At 63.0% G+C, this 15,574-nt stretch carries 17 protein-coding genes and 1 tRNA gene; 7 read left to right on the forward strand and 11 right to left on the reverse strand.

The window, feature by feature from the left end; genetic code table 11:
- Nucleotides 1-36: 36 nt before the first annotated feature.
- The 6 genes from hpnA to secB form a co-directional block, all read right to left on the reverse strand.
- A complete protein-coding gene (hpnA, locus tag AFERRID_RS01285) occupies nucleotides 37-1,026 on the reverse strand; it encodes a hopanoid-associated sugar epimerase (RefSeq protein WP_126604223.1) in 990 nt (329 codons plus the stop codon).
- Entirely contained in the window at nucleotides 1,023-1,736 is a 714-nt protein-coding gene (locus AFERRID_RS01290; protein WP_113525429.1) for a phosphorylase family protein, read from the reverse strand. The genes hpnA and AFERRID_RS01290 overlap by 4 nt, the downstream gene beginning before the upstream one ends.
- On the reverse strand, nucleotides 1,718-3,649 hold the full coding sequence (gene shc, locus AFERRID_RS01295; protein ID WP_113525428.1) for a squalene--hopene cyclase: 1,932 nt from the start codon (nucleotides 3,647-3,649) through the stop codon (nucleotides 1,718-1,720). Before shc ends, AFERRID_RS01290 begins: the two co-directional genes overlap by 19 nt.
- Nucleotides 3,646-4,689 (reverse strand): phytoene/squalene synthase family protein, encoded by a 1,044-nt coding sequence (locus AFERRID_RS01300; protein WP_113525427.1) that lies wholly within the window; start codon nucleotides 4,687-4,689, stop codon nucleotides 3,646-3,648. Before AFERRID_RS01300 ends, shc begins: the two co-directional genes overlap by 4 nt.
- A 158-nt stretch (nucleotides 4,690-4,847) precedes the next feature.
- Entirely contained in the window at nucleotides 4,848-5,882 is a 1,035-nt protein-coding gene (locus tag AFERRID_RS01305) for an NAD(P)H-dependent glycerol-3-phosphate dehydrogenase (RefSeq protein WP_113525426.1), read from the reverse strand.
- A gap of 3 nt (nucleotides 5,883-5,885) precedes the next feature.
- Nucleotides 5,886-6,335, reverse strand: coding sequence for a protein-export chaperone SecB (gene secB / locus AFERRID_RS01310; protein ID WP_012536993.1), 450 nt, complete (start codon nucleotides 6,333-6,335; stop codon nucleotides 5,886-5,888).
- A gap of 188 nt (nucleotides 6,336-6,523) precedes the next feature.
- Here secB and AFERRID_RS01315 point away from each other — a divergent pair.
- A tRNA-Glu gene (locus tag AFERRID_RS01315) sits at nucleotides 6,524-6,599 on the forward strand.
- 158 nt (nucleotides 6,600-6,757) lie between these two features.
- Here the strand turns inward: AFERRID_RS01315 and AFERRID_RS16300 are convergent.
- Nucleotides 6,758-7,000, reverse strand: coding sequence for an aldehyde dehydrogenase family protein (locus AFERRID_RS16300; RefSeq protein ID WP_269149212.1), 243 nt, complete (start codon nucleotides 6,998-7,000; stop codon nucleotides 6,758-6,760).
- A 192-nt stretch (nucleotides 7,001-7,192) separates the two neighbouring features.
- Between AFERRID_RS16300 and AFERRID_RS01325 the strand changes: the two genes are divergently transcribed.
- Complete coding sequence (locus AFERRID_RS01325) at nucleotides 7,193-8,905, forward strand: proline--tRNA ligase (protein ID WP_126604224.1); 1,713 nt, start codon at nucleotides 7,193-7,195, stop codon at nucleotides 8,903-8,905.
- Nucleotides 8,892-9,374, forward strand: a complete 483-nt coding sequence (locus tag AFERRID_RS01330) for a universal stress protein (RefSeq protein ID WP_126604225.1) — start codon at nucleotides 8,892-8,894, stop codon at nucleotides 9,372-9,374. Before AFERRID_RS01325 ends, AFERRID_RS01330 begins: the two co-directional genes overlap by 14 nt.
- 12 nt (nucleotides 9,375-9,386) lie before the next feature.
- Here AFERRID_RS01330 and AFERRID_RS01335 read toward each other — a convergent pair whose 3' ends face one another.
- Both AFERRID_RS01335 and AFERRID_RS01340 read right to left on the reverse strand, forming a co-directional pair.
- Nucleotides 9,387-10,010 carry an ABC-type transport auxiliary lipoprotein family protein gene (locus tag AFERRID_RS01335; protein ID WP_225981781.1) on the reverse strand — a complete coding sequence of 208 codons (624 nt, stop codon included), beginning with the start codon at nucleotides 10,008-10,010 and terminating at the stop codon, nucleotides 9,387-9,389.
- A gap of 46 nt (nucleotides 10,011-10,056) precedes the next feature.
- Entirely contained in the window at nucleotides 10,057-10,995 is a 939-nt protein-coding gene (locus AFERRID_RS01340; RefSeq protein WP_113525422.1) for an MlaD family protein, read from the reverse strand.
- Between the two features lie 151 nt (nucleotides 10,996-11,146).
- On the opposite strand from AFERRID_RS01340, the gene AFERRID_RS01345 reads away from it, so the two are divergent.
- The 4 genes from AFERRID_RS01345 to AFERRID_RS15385 are packed head-to-tail and all read left to right on the forward strand — an operon-like array spanning nucleotide 11,147 to nucleotide 14,149.
- Nucleotides 11,147-11,800: a protein-L-isoaspartate O-methyltransferase family protein gene (locus tag AFERRID_RS01345; RefSeq protein WP_113525421.1), complete on the forward strand. Its 654-nt coding sequence runs from the start codon at nucleotides 11,147-11,149 to the stop codon at nucleotides 11,798-11,800.
- Nucleotides 11,801-11,806: 6 nt separating this feature from the next.
- Nucleotides 11,807-12,352, forward strand: coding sequence for an isochorismatase family protein (locus AFERRID_RS01350; RefSeq protein WP_113525420.1), 546 nt, complete (start codon nucleotides 11,807-11,809; stop codon nucleotides 12,350-12,352).
- 10 nt (nucleotides 12,353-12,362) lie between these two features.
- The gene (locus AFERRID_RS15380) at nucleotides 12,363-13,049 is read left to right on the forward strand and encodes a M61 family metallopeptidase (RefSeq protein ID WP_232027674.1); all 687 of its coding nucleotides are present in this window, start codon (nucleotides 12,363-12,365) and stop codon (nucleotides 13,047-13,049) included.
- Nucleotides 13,046-14,149, forward strand: a complete 1,104-nt coding sequence (locus AFERRID_RS15385) for a M61 family metallopeptidase (RefSeq protein ID WP_232027683.1) — start codon at nucleotides 13,046-13,048, stop codon at nucleotides 14,147-14,149. Before AFERRID_RS15380 ends, AFERRID_RS15385 begins: the two co-directional genes overlap by 4 nt.
- A gap of 39 nt (nucleotides 14,150-14,188) precedes the next feature.
- Here the strand turns inward: AFERRID_RS15385 and AFERRID_RS01360 are convergent, their stop codons facing one another.
- Together AFERRID_RS01360 and AFERRID_RS01365 are read right to left on the reverse strand one after the other, a co-directional pair.
- Nucleotides 14,189-14,992: a TIGR00282 family metallophosphoesterase gene (locus AFERRID_RS01360; protein WP_113525418.1), complete on the reverse strand. Its 804-nt coding sequence runs from the start codon at nucleotides 14,990-14,992 to the stop codon at nucleotides 14,189-14,191.
- On the reverse strand, nucleotides 14,989-15,564 hold the full coding sequence (locus tag AFERRID_RS01365; protein WP_126604227.1) for a 5-formyltetrahydrofolate cyclo-ligase: 576 nt from the start codon (nucleotides 15,562-15,564) through the stop codon (nucleotides 14,989-14,991). Before AFERRID_RS01365 ends, AFERRID_RS01360 begins: the two co-directional genes overlap by 4 nt.
- Nucleotides 15,565-15,574 lie beyond the last annotated feature (10 nt).

Genomic DNA, 15,574 nt, shown 5'->3' on the forward strand with positions numbered 1-15,574 from the left:
CCCACGGCGGCCACCGCCAGACGGCGGGCCAGCAGACTACAGATAGTGATGCTCCGCAAACCATCGTACCGCGTCCCGCAAGGCCTCCTCCGCAGGACGATGGGTGTAATGCAGGACGCGCTCCGCCTTGGCAGACGAAAAATACATCTTGTGGGCGGCCATGCGCAGCTCATCCACCGTTACCAGCGGCGTCCCCCTGCCCCGCAGGCGCGCCACCCGCTCCGCCCCCCAGGCCAGGGGATAGAGCAGGCGGCGAGGGATACGCAGCCATGGCGAACGATGCCCGGTCAGACCGGCAATACGGGTGAGGATCGCCGCCAAGGGGAGGTTATCGCCACCGAGAATATAGCGTTCCCCGACCTCGCCGTCCGTAAATGCCTGCCAATGGCCCATGGCCACATCATCCACATGCACCACGTTCAGACCAGTATCGACATAAGCCGGCATACGGCCCGCCGCAGCATCGCGCACCATCCGCCCGGTGGGGGTCGGTTTGCGATCCGCCGGACCTATGGGCGTCGACGGATTGACGATGACGATGGGCGCACCTTCCTCCCGGCAAAGGGCCCGCAGGGCCTCCTCGGCGAGATATTTGGAGCGCTTGTAGTGCCCGATCATGTCTTCCAGTTGCGCAGTGGTATCCTCATCGGCTTCCCGGCCATCGGCATAATGACCGAGCACAGCAACGCTGCTGGTATAGACGATGCGCTCCACCCCGGCATCGAGCGCCGCGCGCACCAGACGTTCGCTGCCGCCCACATTGGCGGCATACATGGCGCGCGGATCGGGTACCCAGAGCCGGTAGTCCGCAGCCACATGAAAAACCGCCTGACAGCCAGCCACCGCGCCATCCAGGGTCGGGCCGTCTGTGAGATCCCCGACCACCAGTTCCACGTCCAGCCCTTCCCAGTTGGCCGGATCAGCACCGGTGCGGTGGAGCACTCGCACCTCCAGACCTTCGGCGAGCAGGCGGCGCAGCACCGCGCCACCGACGAAACCGGATGCCCCGGTCAACAGGGCTTTCATGCCGCCCTTCCTGCGTGAAGAAGGGACGGCGCCACCGTGCGAAGCGTTCGCAGCGCCTTCTGCATCTGCCCGCCCAAGCCCAGCAAAGTGGACAACTCGGCAGGATGGCGCAACAACCCGCGCGCCAGGCGGAGGGCCTGCGGCCGCCCATAGGCGTCGACACTCGCCGTGGCCACCGCTGGCAGCGACTGATCTGCAGGGTCCACGACACTGCGGATGACGATAAAGGGGGTATCCGCGCCATGCGCCGCGGCAGCAATGGCACCACTTTCCATATCCACCCCCTGTGCCGACGGGTAATCCACCAGAAAGGCCGCCTTCGCCGCCCTAGAACCGCAAGGCTCATCCACCGAAAGCACTCCCCCGGCATGGAATGGGATGGACAGCGATTTCGCCAGGCCCCCGCGCCATGCCACATCCACCGACCAGCACTGCCCCGCCCAGAACACGGTTTCCGGCAGGAGCAGATCACCCGGCTTCCGTTCCGGCCGCAAGGCGCCCACAGTTCCCCAGGAAACCAGCCCGTCAACACCTGCAGCAATCAGCCTATACGCCGCGGCCGTCGCCCGCTCGGGCCCCATGCCGGAAACACACAGCAAGATATGCTCACCCACCTCTATCAGCGCATCGTGCGACAGCGCGCCCGCGAGGGAAAAAACACGCGCCTCCGCGTCCAGCGCCACCACCACTCCTATTCGTGCGCCATGCATCCCAAGTTCCGGTAGCGGGCCAGCGCCCAGAGCGGGAAATAAAACGCATATCCATGATAAATCAGGTAAAAAACCTTTGGGAACCCCGGCGCGTTAAAAAAGGGCGCCTGCCAGCATCCATCCCCTTCCTGATGCGCCTGCAGCCAGGCTATGCCACGATGCAGGGCCACACTATCCCGGTCTCCCGCCGCCATCAGACCCAGGCAGGCCCAGGCCGTCTGTGCCGCGGTAGAGGTCTGGCCCACCCCGGCAAGACCGGGGTCACCGTAGGAATCGTTGCTTTCACCCCAACCGCCGTCGCTCTGCTGTACCGCGCGCAGCCAGTACGCAGCGCGTTCCATGGTGGGTTTCAGGGAAGGATCGTTCAGTTCGGCCAGCGCCATGAGTACGGACCAGGTCCCGTAGATGTAGTTGGTTCCCCAGCGCCCGAACCAGGCGCCCGATGACTCCTGTTCACGCAGCAGATAAGCCACGGCACGCCGCAGCACATCGCGGTCCCGTGGCCGCGCCAGATGCGCCAGAAAGGCCACCACCCGCCCGGTGACATCGGCCGTCGGCGGGTCCAGCAGGGCCTTGTGGTCGGCAAAGGGAATTTCGTTCAGGTAGTAGTGGGTGTTGTCCACATCATAGGCGCCGAAACCGCCGTTTCTGGATTGCATGCCCGCCAACCAGTTCGCCGCCTTCTCGATGCTGTCACGGTCCTCCGCACGCCCGGCCCGCGCCAGGGCCCAGCCCACTGCCGCCGTGTCATCCAGATCCGGATAATACGGATTGGCATATTGAAACGCCCAGCCACCGCCCGCCAAATGGGGCCGTGACTCCCGCCAGTCGCCGGGTTCGGCACCGATCTGCCGGTCCTTGAGCCAGCGAATACCGGTTTGCACCGCGGGAGAGACTTCACCATCCTGCTCCAGCAGGGCGTGGAGCGCGAGACAGGTATCCCAGACGGGTGATACACAGGGCTGACAATAGGCGTCGTTCGCCCGCTCCACCACCAGTTTGCGCAGCGCCGCGCCGGTTTGCCGACGATAATCATGATCCGGCGGATAGCCGAGCAGCGCCAGGGCCTCGTGGGCGTTCACCATGGCCGGGAAGATGCCGTTGAGGCCATCTTCCCCATTGATCCGCGCGGTAAACCACGCCTCCGCCTTCTTCAGGGCACGACGCCGGATAGCGTGCGGTATCCAGCCCTCCATCAACCGCCAGAATCGATCCAGAGACAGAAAGAAATATGCCACAATCCCTTGCCGGGCGTGGCTGAAATAATCCGTAATCTGATCCGGCGGTCGACGGAACAACTCCCGAATATGCACTTGCAGGGGATTTTTGGCGCGCGCCTTGAGGCTGCACAAAATAAACAGGGGCACCATCACCGTGCGCGACCAGGAAGCGACTTTGTAGATATGAAAGGGAAACCAGCGCGGCAGCAGCATGATTTCCACCGGAATGAAGGGCACCGCCCGCCATGGCACCTGGGCAAAAAGCGCCAGCGTAATGCGCGTGAATACATTGCTGCGTTCCGCTCCGCCATGGGCGAGAATCGCCTCCCGGGCGCGCCGCATGTGCGGCAGTTCGGGGTCATCGCCCGCAAGTTTCAGGGCGTAATAGACCTTTACCGATGCACTCAGATCAAAATGGCCACCGTAATAGAGGGGCCAGCCCCCGTGATCCGCCTGCTTGCCGCGCAGATAGACAGCGATCCTGGCCTGCAGAGCCTCGTCCCGCTCATCCATGTAATGCTGCATTAGAATATATTCGGCAGGGATGGTGCAATCGGCCTCAAACTCGAAACACCAGTGACCATCCTCCGCCTGCCGACCGCTCAGCGCCTGACGCGCCTGCGCGATCACCCGATCCAGTGATGAACGAAAAATGCCCGCGCCAGAACGCACCGGTTGCAGCATACGATTCATGGTTGCGCGACAGCGGAAGACAGAGGCAGTGGTTTGACGCCCACCCGGAAACTCCACTGCAGGAGCGCATCGGAGCGATGCAGGAGACGCGACAGTAATACCACCCGATGTACGCTGCGACGGCTGATTTTCACCTCGCTCCCGGAGGCAAAAGCCGGATTTTCGGCAATCCGCCGCAGGGTCAGCACCGCCATGGCGATGGCCCAAAGGCAAAAATCCCGCATCCCCGTCTGCCCGGCCGGTATCATCAGCGTGTAGCGCAGCGCATTTTGCAGATGGTCCGCGGCAATACCCAGCAGCTCGCTGAGGCCCGCCTGGAACGCGGGGTCCCGACTGCCGGGCCGCACCCCGGCGATATCGCAGCCATGACGCTGAAACAGCGCGCGTGGCATCCAGCTCACACCGCGCTGCCAGTCATCCCAGATGTCCTTGAGAATATTGGTCATCTGCAGGCCTTGCCCGAAGGACACCGCCAATCGCTGCATCTCCGCATCATGCTCCGCCAGCAGCGGCTCGAACTCGACAAATAGGCTGGTGAGCATTTCACCGACGACACCCGCAACCACATAGCAGTAGCGATCCAGGGCCGCCATGTCCGCCAACCCCTGCAACGAAGCATGCTGCTGAAACTCCGCCATCCCCATGCCCATGATCCGCACGCAGCGGGACAATGCCGCCTGCTGGGTGGGGTTGAGGCTGTGGGTGATGGCGACGACTTCCGGAGTGTGGCGAATCAGATCGTGCTCGGCTTCTGGCATCGCCGGCGACAGGTCTGCGCCCAATGCGGCAGCAAAGGCGGCGGGATCGTCCGCACCCTCCACCACCCGAAGAAATTTCGCCTGCCAACAGGCCTTTTTTTCCCAGGGCATATCCGGATCGTCTTCAATGGTGTCGGCAATACGGCACAACAGATAACCGTTGCCGACCGCGTCCCGGAGCGCCTCCGGCAACTGGGGGATGGTCAGGGCAAAAGTCCTGGAAACAGCCTGAAGGCTTTGTGCCTGGTACGCCAAAGCCCGCTCCAACGCCGCCATCAACATGCGGTCCTGTCTGGTGACATCCAAACTCCTTGTTGTATTTGTCCGGGTGCGCGCAAACACCCTGTCATCTGGCGGCAATGTAACGATCCCGGACCCATTCTGCAAGTCTTGCAGCCCTATGCCACCCACCCGGATCTGCGCACGGCGACCCGTCGCCGTCACTCGGTTCTGGCGGCGCTCCCAGGGGTGCCATCATCTGAAACATGCAACTCGGAACGCAGGGCGCGGCGCATCAGTTCGTCGCTCGCGGCGCGCGGCGCGGCACCCGCGAACAGCACGCGATAGACCTGTTCGGTAATCGGCATATCCACCCCCAGGCTCTGCGCAAACTGAAACAAAGCCTGTGCCGTGCGTACCCCCTCGGCCTCCTCGCCAATTCCGCGCAGCACCGCTTCCAGGCTCAGGCCGCCGCCCAGGCCCAGCCCCACCCGCCGGTTCCGCGAGAGATCGCTGCAGGACGTGAGGATCAGGTCACCGGCACCGGCCAGACCCATGAAGGTCTCGGTTCGCCCCCCCAGCGCCGTCCCCAGGCGATGCAACTCCGCCATCCCACGGGTGATGAGCGCGGCACGGGCACTGTCGCCATTGCCCAGACCATCGGAAATACCAGCGGCAATGGCCAGCACATTCTTGATCGCCCCGCCCAGACAGACGCCCGCCACATCATCACTGGTGTAGACCCGCATCTGGGCGCTGCCAAAGGCCTCGGCCACCCGCTGGGCATAGGTCGGATCGGTAGACGCCGCCGTCATCGCCAGTGGTTTGCCGAGCATCAGATCATGGGCGAAACTCGGGCCGGAAAGCACCACCAGAGGCGCCTCCGGCAAGATTTCCCGCAATACCTGGTCAAGACGCAAGGCGCTCGGCACTTCCAACCCTTTACTGGCGAGGACGAGCAGCGCGGTGGGCGGCAGACAGGGGAGCAGATGCGTCAGCAGGCCACGCAACGCATGACTGGGCACCGCAAGGACGATGCCCTCGCTGCCCTGTACCGCAGCGGCGAGGTCCACCGTGCAGTGCAGTCCTTGCGGCCGCGCGCACTCTGGAAATACGGGGAAAAGGTCCGTCCGTCCGGGCTGACAGGGCAGGCGCTCGGCGCGCCGTCCCCAAAGCTGCACGGTATGCCTTTGGCGCAGCAGATATACGGCCAGCGCCGTCCCCCAGTGTCCGCCGCCCAGTACTGCCCAACGCATGGATTATTGCGTCGTATAGTTCTGCTGCTGGGTCTGCGCCTGCTGATACAGGGCCTCGAAATTCACCGGGTGCAGGTGCAATGGCTGGAAACCACCGCGACCGACGAGATCCGCAACCACTTCCCGCGCATACGGGAACAGGATGGTCGGGCAATGCACGGCCAACAGGGCGGGCATGTGCTCTTCCGGGATGTTCTGAACCCGGAACAGACCAGACTGCTGAACTTCCACAGCAAAGTAGGTGCTCTCACCCGCCTTGGCCTTGACGGTCACCGTCAGCGTCACTTCGGTAAGTCCTTCCATCCCTTCCACTACGGTACTAGCGGTGTTCAGCCCCACATCTACGGTCGGCGCCTCGGTCTGCACAAAACTGAGGGGCGCGTTGGGCGACTCAAAAGAGATGTCTTTCACGTAGATGCGTTCGATCATGAAAACTGCTTCCTGTTCGTCCATAAGTCCTTCTTCTTGGGTTGTGGGTAGCCGTAGTTTAACTGAATTCCCCCCCGCCGGGCTACGTCCCCCACGCACCTCTGAACCCCACATCGGGCGCGCCGACCGGGATGCTTGCCCAGAACAAGTCCTTCCACCAGGGGCGCTTGCTCTGTGTCGCGGTTCTGTGTAGGATTCTCAGCGCTGTCCATGTCCCCATCGTCTAGTGGCCTAGGACACCGCCCTTTCACGGCGGTAACGGGGGTTCGAACCCCCCTGGGGACGCCAAACAAAACAACAAGTTAGAAAATTCATCTTGGCTAGCTTGATTAAACGCTGCAATTATTCTGCATTTCATCTGCTCATTCTGGAAAAGGCCGTGGCGCCGGGTATCGATGAGTTGCAGTTGTGGACATGAAAGACGTGCAGTCTCGCATGGGTCGCCGTTAGTACAGAAGAGGGCTCTGACCCCTTAAGTCGGGGGGTAAACCCTGACCCACGTCACGTCGCTCGGGGAAGGAAACGAAACCTGGAATAAGCCCAACGGATCGATGTCGTAACTGAGAGGCCGGGGTTTGTTCTGCCGGTTTCCGTACCACGCAGTTACCTGCCGCCAGTGCGGGCGCCAGTTTCCAGCACGCCATTGGCAGTGGGAAGCTCCACGGAATGATTTGACCAACAACGCCCAACGCCTCATGGAAGTGTTAAGCGACGGCATTTTCGTCGATTTCACCTATAGCGCCTTCCTGAGCGCGTAAGCAAACTGCGAAGTAGCGGCCACGGGTGGAGAAAAACGCGCCCAGATCCCGGACCGCGTTTTGCCCCTTCCTTTGTCTGTCGCCCTTTCTTACACTGTGCGCTTCAGCTAAACAGGGTTTTTTATGCGCGCCAGTCAGATTTTTATCCCCACCCTCAAGGAGACGCCCGCCGAGGCGGAACTCGTCAGTCACCAGTTGTTGCTGCGCGGTGGCTTTATCCGCCGCCTGGCTTCGGGCTTATACACCTGGATGCCCCTGGGGTTGCGGGTGTTGCGCAAGGTGGAGCGGGTGGTGCGTGAAGAGATGGATCGCAGCGGTGCGCAGGAATTGCTGATGCCGGTGGTGCAGCCTGCCGAACTGTGGCAGGAGTCGGGCCGATGGGAACAATACGGCCCGGAGTTGCTGCGCCTGCGCGACCGCCATGACCGCGAGTTTTGCCTGGGGCCTACCCATGAGGAAGTCATCAGCGATCTCGCGCGGCGGGAGATTCACTCCTACCGGCAGCTTCCCGTCAATTTCTATCAGATCCAGACCAAGTTCCGCGATGAAATCCGACCCCGCTTCGGGCTGATGCGCGGCCGTGAGTTCATCATGAAGGACGCGTATTCCTTCCACATGGATCATACCTCCCTGGAAATTACCTATCAGGCGATGTACGAGGCCTACCAGCGGATATTTACCCGCCTGGGGCTGAACTTTCGCGCGGTAGAAGCCGATAACGGGGCCATCGGGGGTAAGCGCTCCCATGAGTTTCATGTGCTGGCGGATTCGGGAGAGGACGCCATCGTCTCCTGTCACCACTGCGACTATGCCGCCAACATGGAAAAGGCGGCGAGTCGCCCCGAGTTGGCGGAAACGGAGATGCCGCTGGCCGCCGAGCGGGTGCGGACGCCGGGCATCCGTACCGTGGCGGAGCAGGCGGAGCACCTGGGTATCCCTACCGCAAAAATCGTCAAAACCGTATTGGTGGTGGCCGACGGCAAGACCGTGATGATGCTGCTGCGCGGTGACGACGAACTGAATCTGGTCAAGGCGGGGCACGCCCTGAATGCCCAGGACGTGCAAATGGCCAGTCCTGAGGAAGCCGTATCGGCCACGGGTGCGCCTTTGGGCTTCATCGGCCCCAAGGAGCCGCTGCTGACCGTCCCCATCCTGGCGGATCACCGCGCCCTTGGCGTGGCCAATTTCAGCACCGGCGCCAATGCGGCGGATCTGCACTGGATCAACCTCAACTGGGACCGCGATCTGCCGCGCCCGGCGGCGGCCGATCTGCGCAATGTTCGCGCCGGGGATGCGTGTCCCCATTGTGCGGAAGGCACCCTGAGCGTCCGCCGCGGTATCGAGGTGGGGCACGTCTTTCAGCTTGGCGAGCGTTACAGCAAGAGCATGGGGATTACCGTGCTCGACGAAACCGGTCGTGATGCCACGGTCACCATGGGTTGCTACGGTATCGGGGTGTCGCGGGTGGTGGCAGCGGCGGTGGAGCAGCATTTCGACGAACGGGGCATCACCTGGCCGGTGGCCCTCGCGCCCTTTGAGGTGGGCATCGTCGCCATCAACGCGCGCAAGTCACCGGATGTGACCGCCGCCGCCCAGGCCTTGCACGACCGCCTGGAGGCGGAGGGTTACAGCGTGTTGCTCGACGACCGCGATGAGCGTCCCGGAGTACAGTTCGCCACCATGGACCTGATCGGCCTGCCCCATCGCATCGTGGTCAGTGACGCGGTGCTGGCGCAGGGCGTGTGGGAATATCGCGCCCGGCGGACTACGGAAAACGTGCTGCTTGACGAAACACAACTCATGGAACGCCTGCGCAAGGAGCATGCCCGTGGATAAATCGCCCGTAAAACCGCTCATAAAGCATATTCTGGTGGCCGTGGATTTTTCACCCATGGCGCTGGTCACCGCGCAGATGGCCGCACAGGAGGCGCAACTGCGTGGCGCCCGCCTCACCCTGCTGCATATTTTCAATCCGCAGATGCTGAATCTGCAGATGCCGGAGGAAATCCTGCCCCCCACCCTGGATCTGCGCGAAAAACTGCTCCATATGGCCCATGCCGAAATGGAAAAGCTGCGTCAGTCGGTAACCGAAGGTGGAATCACGCCGCAGGTGGAGATAGTGGAAAGCGGGGAGAATATCGGCAAGGCAGTGATCGCCTTCGGCAAGGCCCATGAAGTGGACATGCTGGTGGTGGGCAGTCATGGCCACGGCGCCATTGGCCGGTTGCTGCTGGGTTCCGTCGCCAACGATATCGTCCATTATGCCCGTTGCCCGGTGCTGGTGGTCAAACAGCCGGAGGAGTGAGCCCGGGAATCGTCAGGGCTGGCGCGCGGAGTGCTCCGTAGCCGCCGTCTGCGCCGCCCAACTGCTTATCGCCCTCACGAAGCGTGCGCTGGCCGTGGCCATCGCCTTCGCGCCGCCCTGCGCACTCGCACTGGGAAGCATCTTGGTGAAACGGAAATGACGCTGCGCGATCACCTGATAATCGGCAGTTTTCACCAATGTCGCCGTACCGGCAACCAGCGCCGCGCCCGCATCCGGACCGCTGAAATTCACCACGAAGTCCGTCAGTTTTACCTGTAGCAACCAGACGGAACGGCCTCTCGACAGCGGCGTCAGCACGGCCCGCCACTGGCCGGATTCTTCCAGTTGCCGTTGCAGACGACTGGCAATCATCTGCGGCGGGGTGCCGATCCAGCGGGCATCCCGGTAGGCCAGCAGTCGCTGCGGGTCCTGGTAGAGCAGGTGGTACTGATAATTGTCCGTTTCCAGCCAGTGCACGGCGCTGACCGGCCTCAGCCGCAGCACGGGCAGCGTCGCCGTTGAGCCCGTGGTGCTGGCCAGAGGGGCAGGATGTGGGGGCGTAATATCGTAGGGCGCCTGCCAGGAAACGCTAGTGGCACAACCTGTGGCGAGCAGGACCAGACCCGCCAGTATCATGCGCTTCCCGACTGGTGAACATTTGGAGTAAAGGTGTCGCATGCGCTCAGTTTCCTCCTGCGGAAAATCCCGGTTCACCCGGACCCGGCGGCGGGCCACGATCGCCGTAGAGCAGCGATTGTGGGGAGCGTTGCAGCGAGCGGCTGAGACTCTGCACCGCCGTGCTGCTGGCGATCAGACTTTGTGTCAGACGATTCACCTGTGGCAACGTATCGTAATTGAGGGTATTCACCGTCCGCTCCCCGGCCACAGCAAGTCCACGCAAGGATTTGGCGGCCGCTGCCGTGTCCGCCAGTGGTGCCTGGGCGGAGACCGTCAGCGCATCCAGATGTTTGAGCATTTGCTGGCTTGCCACCATGGTGGACCGGGTGGCGGCGACCATCCCGGGCAGCGCCTTGATGGTCGGCAATAATGCCGTCTCCATCTGCACCAAATGGTCCGTGGCCTGGTCCAGGTGGGCAAGGGTCTGCGCAAAACGGGTACGATTCTGGCGGTTGAGCAGCACGTTCAACCGGCTGGCCAACATGTTGCCACGATTCACCAGGGATTCGCCATTGCGGGACAGCACCTCCAAAAAGCTGGGATGCATGGGAATTTCGGCCGGTCGGCCGTCCACCCTCGGCAAAGGCGCGAAGTCGGTACCGCGATCCGTCAGGGATAAATAACTCAGCCCAGTTACCCCTTGCGGCGACAGTTCGGCGAAAGTCGCTCGGGTAACGGGAGTCGCCTCATCCACTTTGATCCGCACCCTGATCATGCGCGGATTCGCCGGATCCAGACCAATTGCGGTCACGTCTCCGACCCGCACGCCTTTGAAACGTACCGGCGCCTGCAGAGTCAGACCCGCTACGCTGTACGGGGATATGACATCGAAGGTCACGCCCGGCCTCTGCCGGTGATGCATCCACAATCCGACCACCACCATTCCAATGCCGAGAACGGCCAGAAAGATGAGTGCTACCAGCGCGTGTGCACGGCTCTCCAAGGGGAACTCCTCTGCGATATCCTGGACTATTGGAGCACAGGACGGGCGCCAAGCCAATGACCCCCCGGCACGTCCATGGCCCGGCGCACGGATTGACTTGCCACAAGACCCATGCCTAAATGTCGGAAATTCACTGGAACGCTGATGCCCTATGGACTTTGACATCCTCCGCCGTACCATGATCGACACCCAGATCCGCACCTGGGATGTGCTCGACCCCCGTGTGCTGAACGCCGTTGCGCAGGTGAAGCGCGAGAACTTCGTAGCGGCCGCCTACCGGCACCTGGCTTTCGCTGATTTCACCCTGCCTCTGGAGCATGGTGAAACCATGTGGTCGCCGAAAATGGAGGCGCGGGTCGTTCAGGAGCTGGATTTGCGGGAACAGGACCGGGTACTGGAGATCGGTACCGGAAGCGGCTATCTGACCGCCCTGATGGCACAACTTGCGGGAATGGTACACAGCGTTGAAGACCGCGCCGATCTCTCCCGGACGGCGGGAAATCATCTGCGCATACAGGGTATTCAGAATGCCTGTCTGTACATTGGCGACGGCTCCGAGGGCTGGGCGGACAATGCCCCATATGATGCCATCTGCATCACCGGCTCCCTGCCGGTACTGCCGGATGTCTTCAAACAGCAACTGACGGTCGGTGGGCGGCTGGTCGCCATTCTCGGCACCGGTCCGGCCATGGGGGTGCGGCGCATCCTGCACTCCCGGCCGGGTGTTTTTGAGAGCTCGGAGCTTTTTGAGACAGAGATCCCGCCTTTGCGTCATCAGCCGCTACCAGCCCACTTCGTGTTCTGAGCAGTCATGCGTATCGAGGCTGCGCAGAGCATCGTCATTGCCATCGATCTGCAGGATCGCCTACTCGGTACACTTGTGCCGGCGCGGCGGACGCCGCTCCTGGACAATGTCTCCCGGCTGCTGAAATCGGCCACCACCCTGGGGCTGCCTGTCCTCGCCACCGCCCAATATCCGCAGGGACTGGGGCCGGCCCGCGAGGATATCTGCGTCCATGCTGCACAGGTTCTGGAAAAGACCGCCTTTTCCTGCTGGCGCGGCGATGACATCCGCCAGTGGCTGACGGCACAGGACGATCGGCGTCAGGTCATTCTGACCGGCATAGAGTTGCACATCTGCGTGCTGCAAACGGCGCTGGACCTGCAGGCGGCGGGCTGGCAACCGGTGGTAGTGGCCGACGCCTGCGCCAGTCGTGACGCCGAGCATCAGCAACCTGCCTTGGAGCGGCTGCGGCACGCCGGGGTTACGGTCGCTGTCGCCGAATCCGTATTTTATGAGTGGCTGGGGGACGCGACCCACCCGGCCTTTCGCGGTCTTGCCGCCGCATGGCGTTAGGAATGCTGCTTTGACCATTCCCCCACTGAGTTACCGGATCAGCGCCGCGCCGCGGGCCCATCTTTTTCGGGTAACCCTGAGCATTTCGGAAGCGGACCCGGAAGGACAGATCCTTGCCCTGCCCGCCTGGGTGCCCGGCAGCTACACCATCCGCGACCTTGCCCGTCATGTGACCCAAATCCGCGCAGAACGCAACGGACAGGAGATCGCCCTGCACAAAATCGCCAAAGACCGCTGGCGGCTTGCGCCAGGGCATGGTCCGGTGGTCGTCCGTTACGCCGTCTACGCCTTCGACCGCTCGGTACGGACCGCATATCTGGATGATCAGGGTGGCTTTTTCAACGGCCCGGCCATCTACCTGCGAGTATCCGGACAGGAGACACAAACGCACGCGGTCCTCCTCGAAGGCCCCGAAGACTGGCAGGTAGCCACCGCCCTTCCCCGCCATAGCGGTGCGGTGTGGAGTTGGGGCGGTTTTGAAGCCCCCGGCTATGATGCCCTCATCGATCATCCAGTGCTCATGGGGTCCCTTACCCTGCTGGATTTCGAGGTAGGAGAGCGGCCCCATCACCTGCTTATCCAGGGCACTCACCAGGCGGATCTGCAACGTCTCGGTACCGACCTGACCCGCATCTGCGACTGGCAGCAGCGCTTCTGGGGGATGCCGCCTTTGCCGAGTATCACTTTCTGTGCATGACCGGCGCCGACGGCTATGGCGGGCTGGAGCACCGTGCGTCCAGCGCCCTCCTCTGCGCCCGGGATGACCTGAGCGGTCGTAACGACGACCATTACCGGCGTTTTCTGGGGCTGGCCAGCCACGAGTATTTTCATGGCTGGCTGGTGCAGGCCATCCGTCCCGCCGTGCTCAGCGCCAGCGCACTGGACCGGGAGGTACTCACCCGCGATCTCTGGGTCTTCGAGGGTATCACCTCCTATTATGACGACCTCTGCCTGCGTCGCGCCGGTCTGACGACCCCCGCGCAATATCTGTGCGGCGTCGGGAAGGAACTTACCCGCCTGCTGCGCCGCCCCGGACGTTTCCTGCAAAGCGTGGCGGAATCCAGTGAAGATGCCTGGATCAGGCTCTATCATCCCCATGTCAACAGCGCCAACTTTGAGATCAGCTATTACAACAAGGGCGCCCTGCTCGCCCTCTGCCTGGACCTCAGTCTGCGCTTGGAGAGTGCCGGCGCCCTGAGTCTGGACACGGTACTTGTGCGCCTGTGGCAGAATTTCGGACGCACCGGCATTCCCCTGCCGGAAGGCCAGTGTGTCGGAATAGTCGAAGACCTTGCGGGCCCTGCGCTCGCCGGGCGTCTGCAGGACTGGATCACCGCGAGGACCGACTTACCGTTGCCGGCGCTGCTCGCGGAAATGGGCATTGCGCTGCGCCTGCGCGCGGCCAGCGGCCCGCAGGATGAGGGCGGACAGCCCGCAGAGAAAACCCTGCGCGCATGGCTTGGCGCGCAGTGGTTACCCCATGCGCTGGGTGTCCAGTTGCGCCATGTGCAGACGGACAGCCCTGCGGAGCAGGCGGGTCTGTCGCCGGACGACATTCTCATCGCCCTGGATGGCGTCCGGACTACGGCGGAACAATTGTCGGAGCAACTGGATGCGGTTCCGGGGGGTGCGGCGCTGCGCATTCAGTTCTTCCGCGACGACATCCTCCGGGAAACCCGCGTGACCCCTACCCCACCACCACGGGATACGGCCTGGCTGGAATTACTGGAGGACGTAGATGATGTGGTCCTCGCGCGTCGCCGCGCCTGGCTGGAGGGGAACGGGCGCGGCCAGTGAAGCGTCCCGATGCGCGTCCCTGCCGTACGGGGGATGGGCTCAGGATATTTCTTGCGGAAAGTCGTAACGCACACGACGCACGGCGCTGCATCGGCCAGTGCCCGTATCCACCGTCATCAGCAGGCCGCAAAAAGTGGCCACGCCGTCCACCGCTTCTCCGTGTCCGGGCAGGGCGGTAATGAAGCGGCGAATGGCGGCGTCCCTGTCCACGCCGATCACCGAGTCGTAGCAACCGCACATGCCCGCATCGCTCTGATAGGCCGTGCCGCCGGGGAGCACTCGCTCATCCGCCGTAGGCACATGGGTATGGCTGCCCATGACGCCAGCCACTCGGCCCGCCAGGTGCCAACCCATGGCCGTCTTCTCACTGGTGGCTTCGGCGTGCATATCGACGAGGACGACATCGCAATCCATCGCCTCTCGCGCCAGCACGGCATCCGCGGTGCGAAATGGGCAGTCATACACCGGATGCATGAACAGCCGTCCCATGAGATTGAGCACCCCCAGACGCCAGCCGCCCTGCGCCTCCACCACCACCCAGCCCGCTCCCGGTGTGCCCGGCGGTGCATTGCAGGGCCGCAGCAGGCGCGGCTCCTCCCGGATGAAGGCCAGCGCCTCCCGCTGATCCCAGACATGGTTCCCGGCAGTAATCACGTCCACACCCCAACCGCGGAATTCCCGGACGATGGCCGCCGTGATCCCCATACCGCCGGCGGCGTTCTCCCCATTCACCACCACCGCGTCCAGCGGCCCCTCCTGCCGCAGCCGCGCCAGCGCCAGCCGCAAGGCACGCCGCCCTGCGGACCCCATCACATCACCGGCAAACAATATTTGTGCCATCATGATCCGATCCGGTAACAGCCTTTTTCTGTACAGACGATGCCCAGTGGAATATCCCAGGGCTCTCTGGGCAGCCGGGGCACCTCCTGAAAGGCATGCCCGACACCAACCAATCGCGGGCGCCGCCAACTGCGGCGATGGGGCAGATGCGCCAGGCTGCGATCATAGAAACCGCCGCCCATCCCCAGACGGTACCCCTCCGCGTCGAAGGCAACCAGCGGCAGGATCAGCAGATCCAGCTCGCGTACCGACCGTTGACAGCCGGGGGGCACCTGCGGTTCCGGGATGTGAAAGCGATTGCTGCGCAGGTCCGTATGCGGATGAAAAGGCGCAAAGCGGAGGCTGCGCGCAAAGTGCCCGGCCAGCACCGGCAGATAAAAATGTTTGTTGCCGGCGATGGGATGCTGCATGACCGGCAAGGGGCTGATTTCGCCCTGCATAGGCCAGTAGAGTCCGATATGCCGGGCCCGCCGAAAATGGTTGAGGCGCACGAGGTGACTGGCGAGGGCCGCGGCGGCATGGTACAACGCCTCCGACGATAGCCCACGTCGCTGCTGACGTATCTGTCGGCGCAACTGACTTTTG

The sequence above is a fragment of the Acidithiobacillus ferridurans genome (assembly GCF_003966655.1).
Taxonomy (GTDB): Bacteria; Pseudomonadota; Gammaproteobacteria; order Acidithiobacillales; family Acidithiobacillaceae; genus Acidithiobacillus; species Acidithiobacillus ferridurans.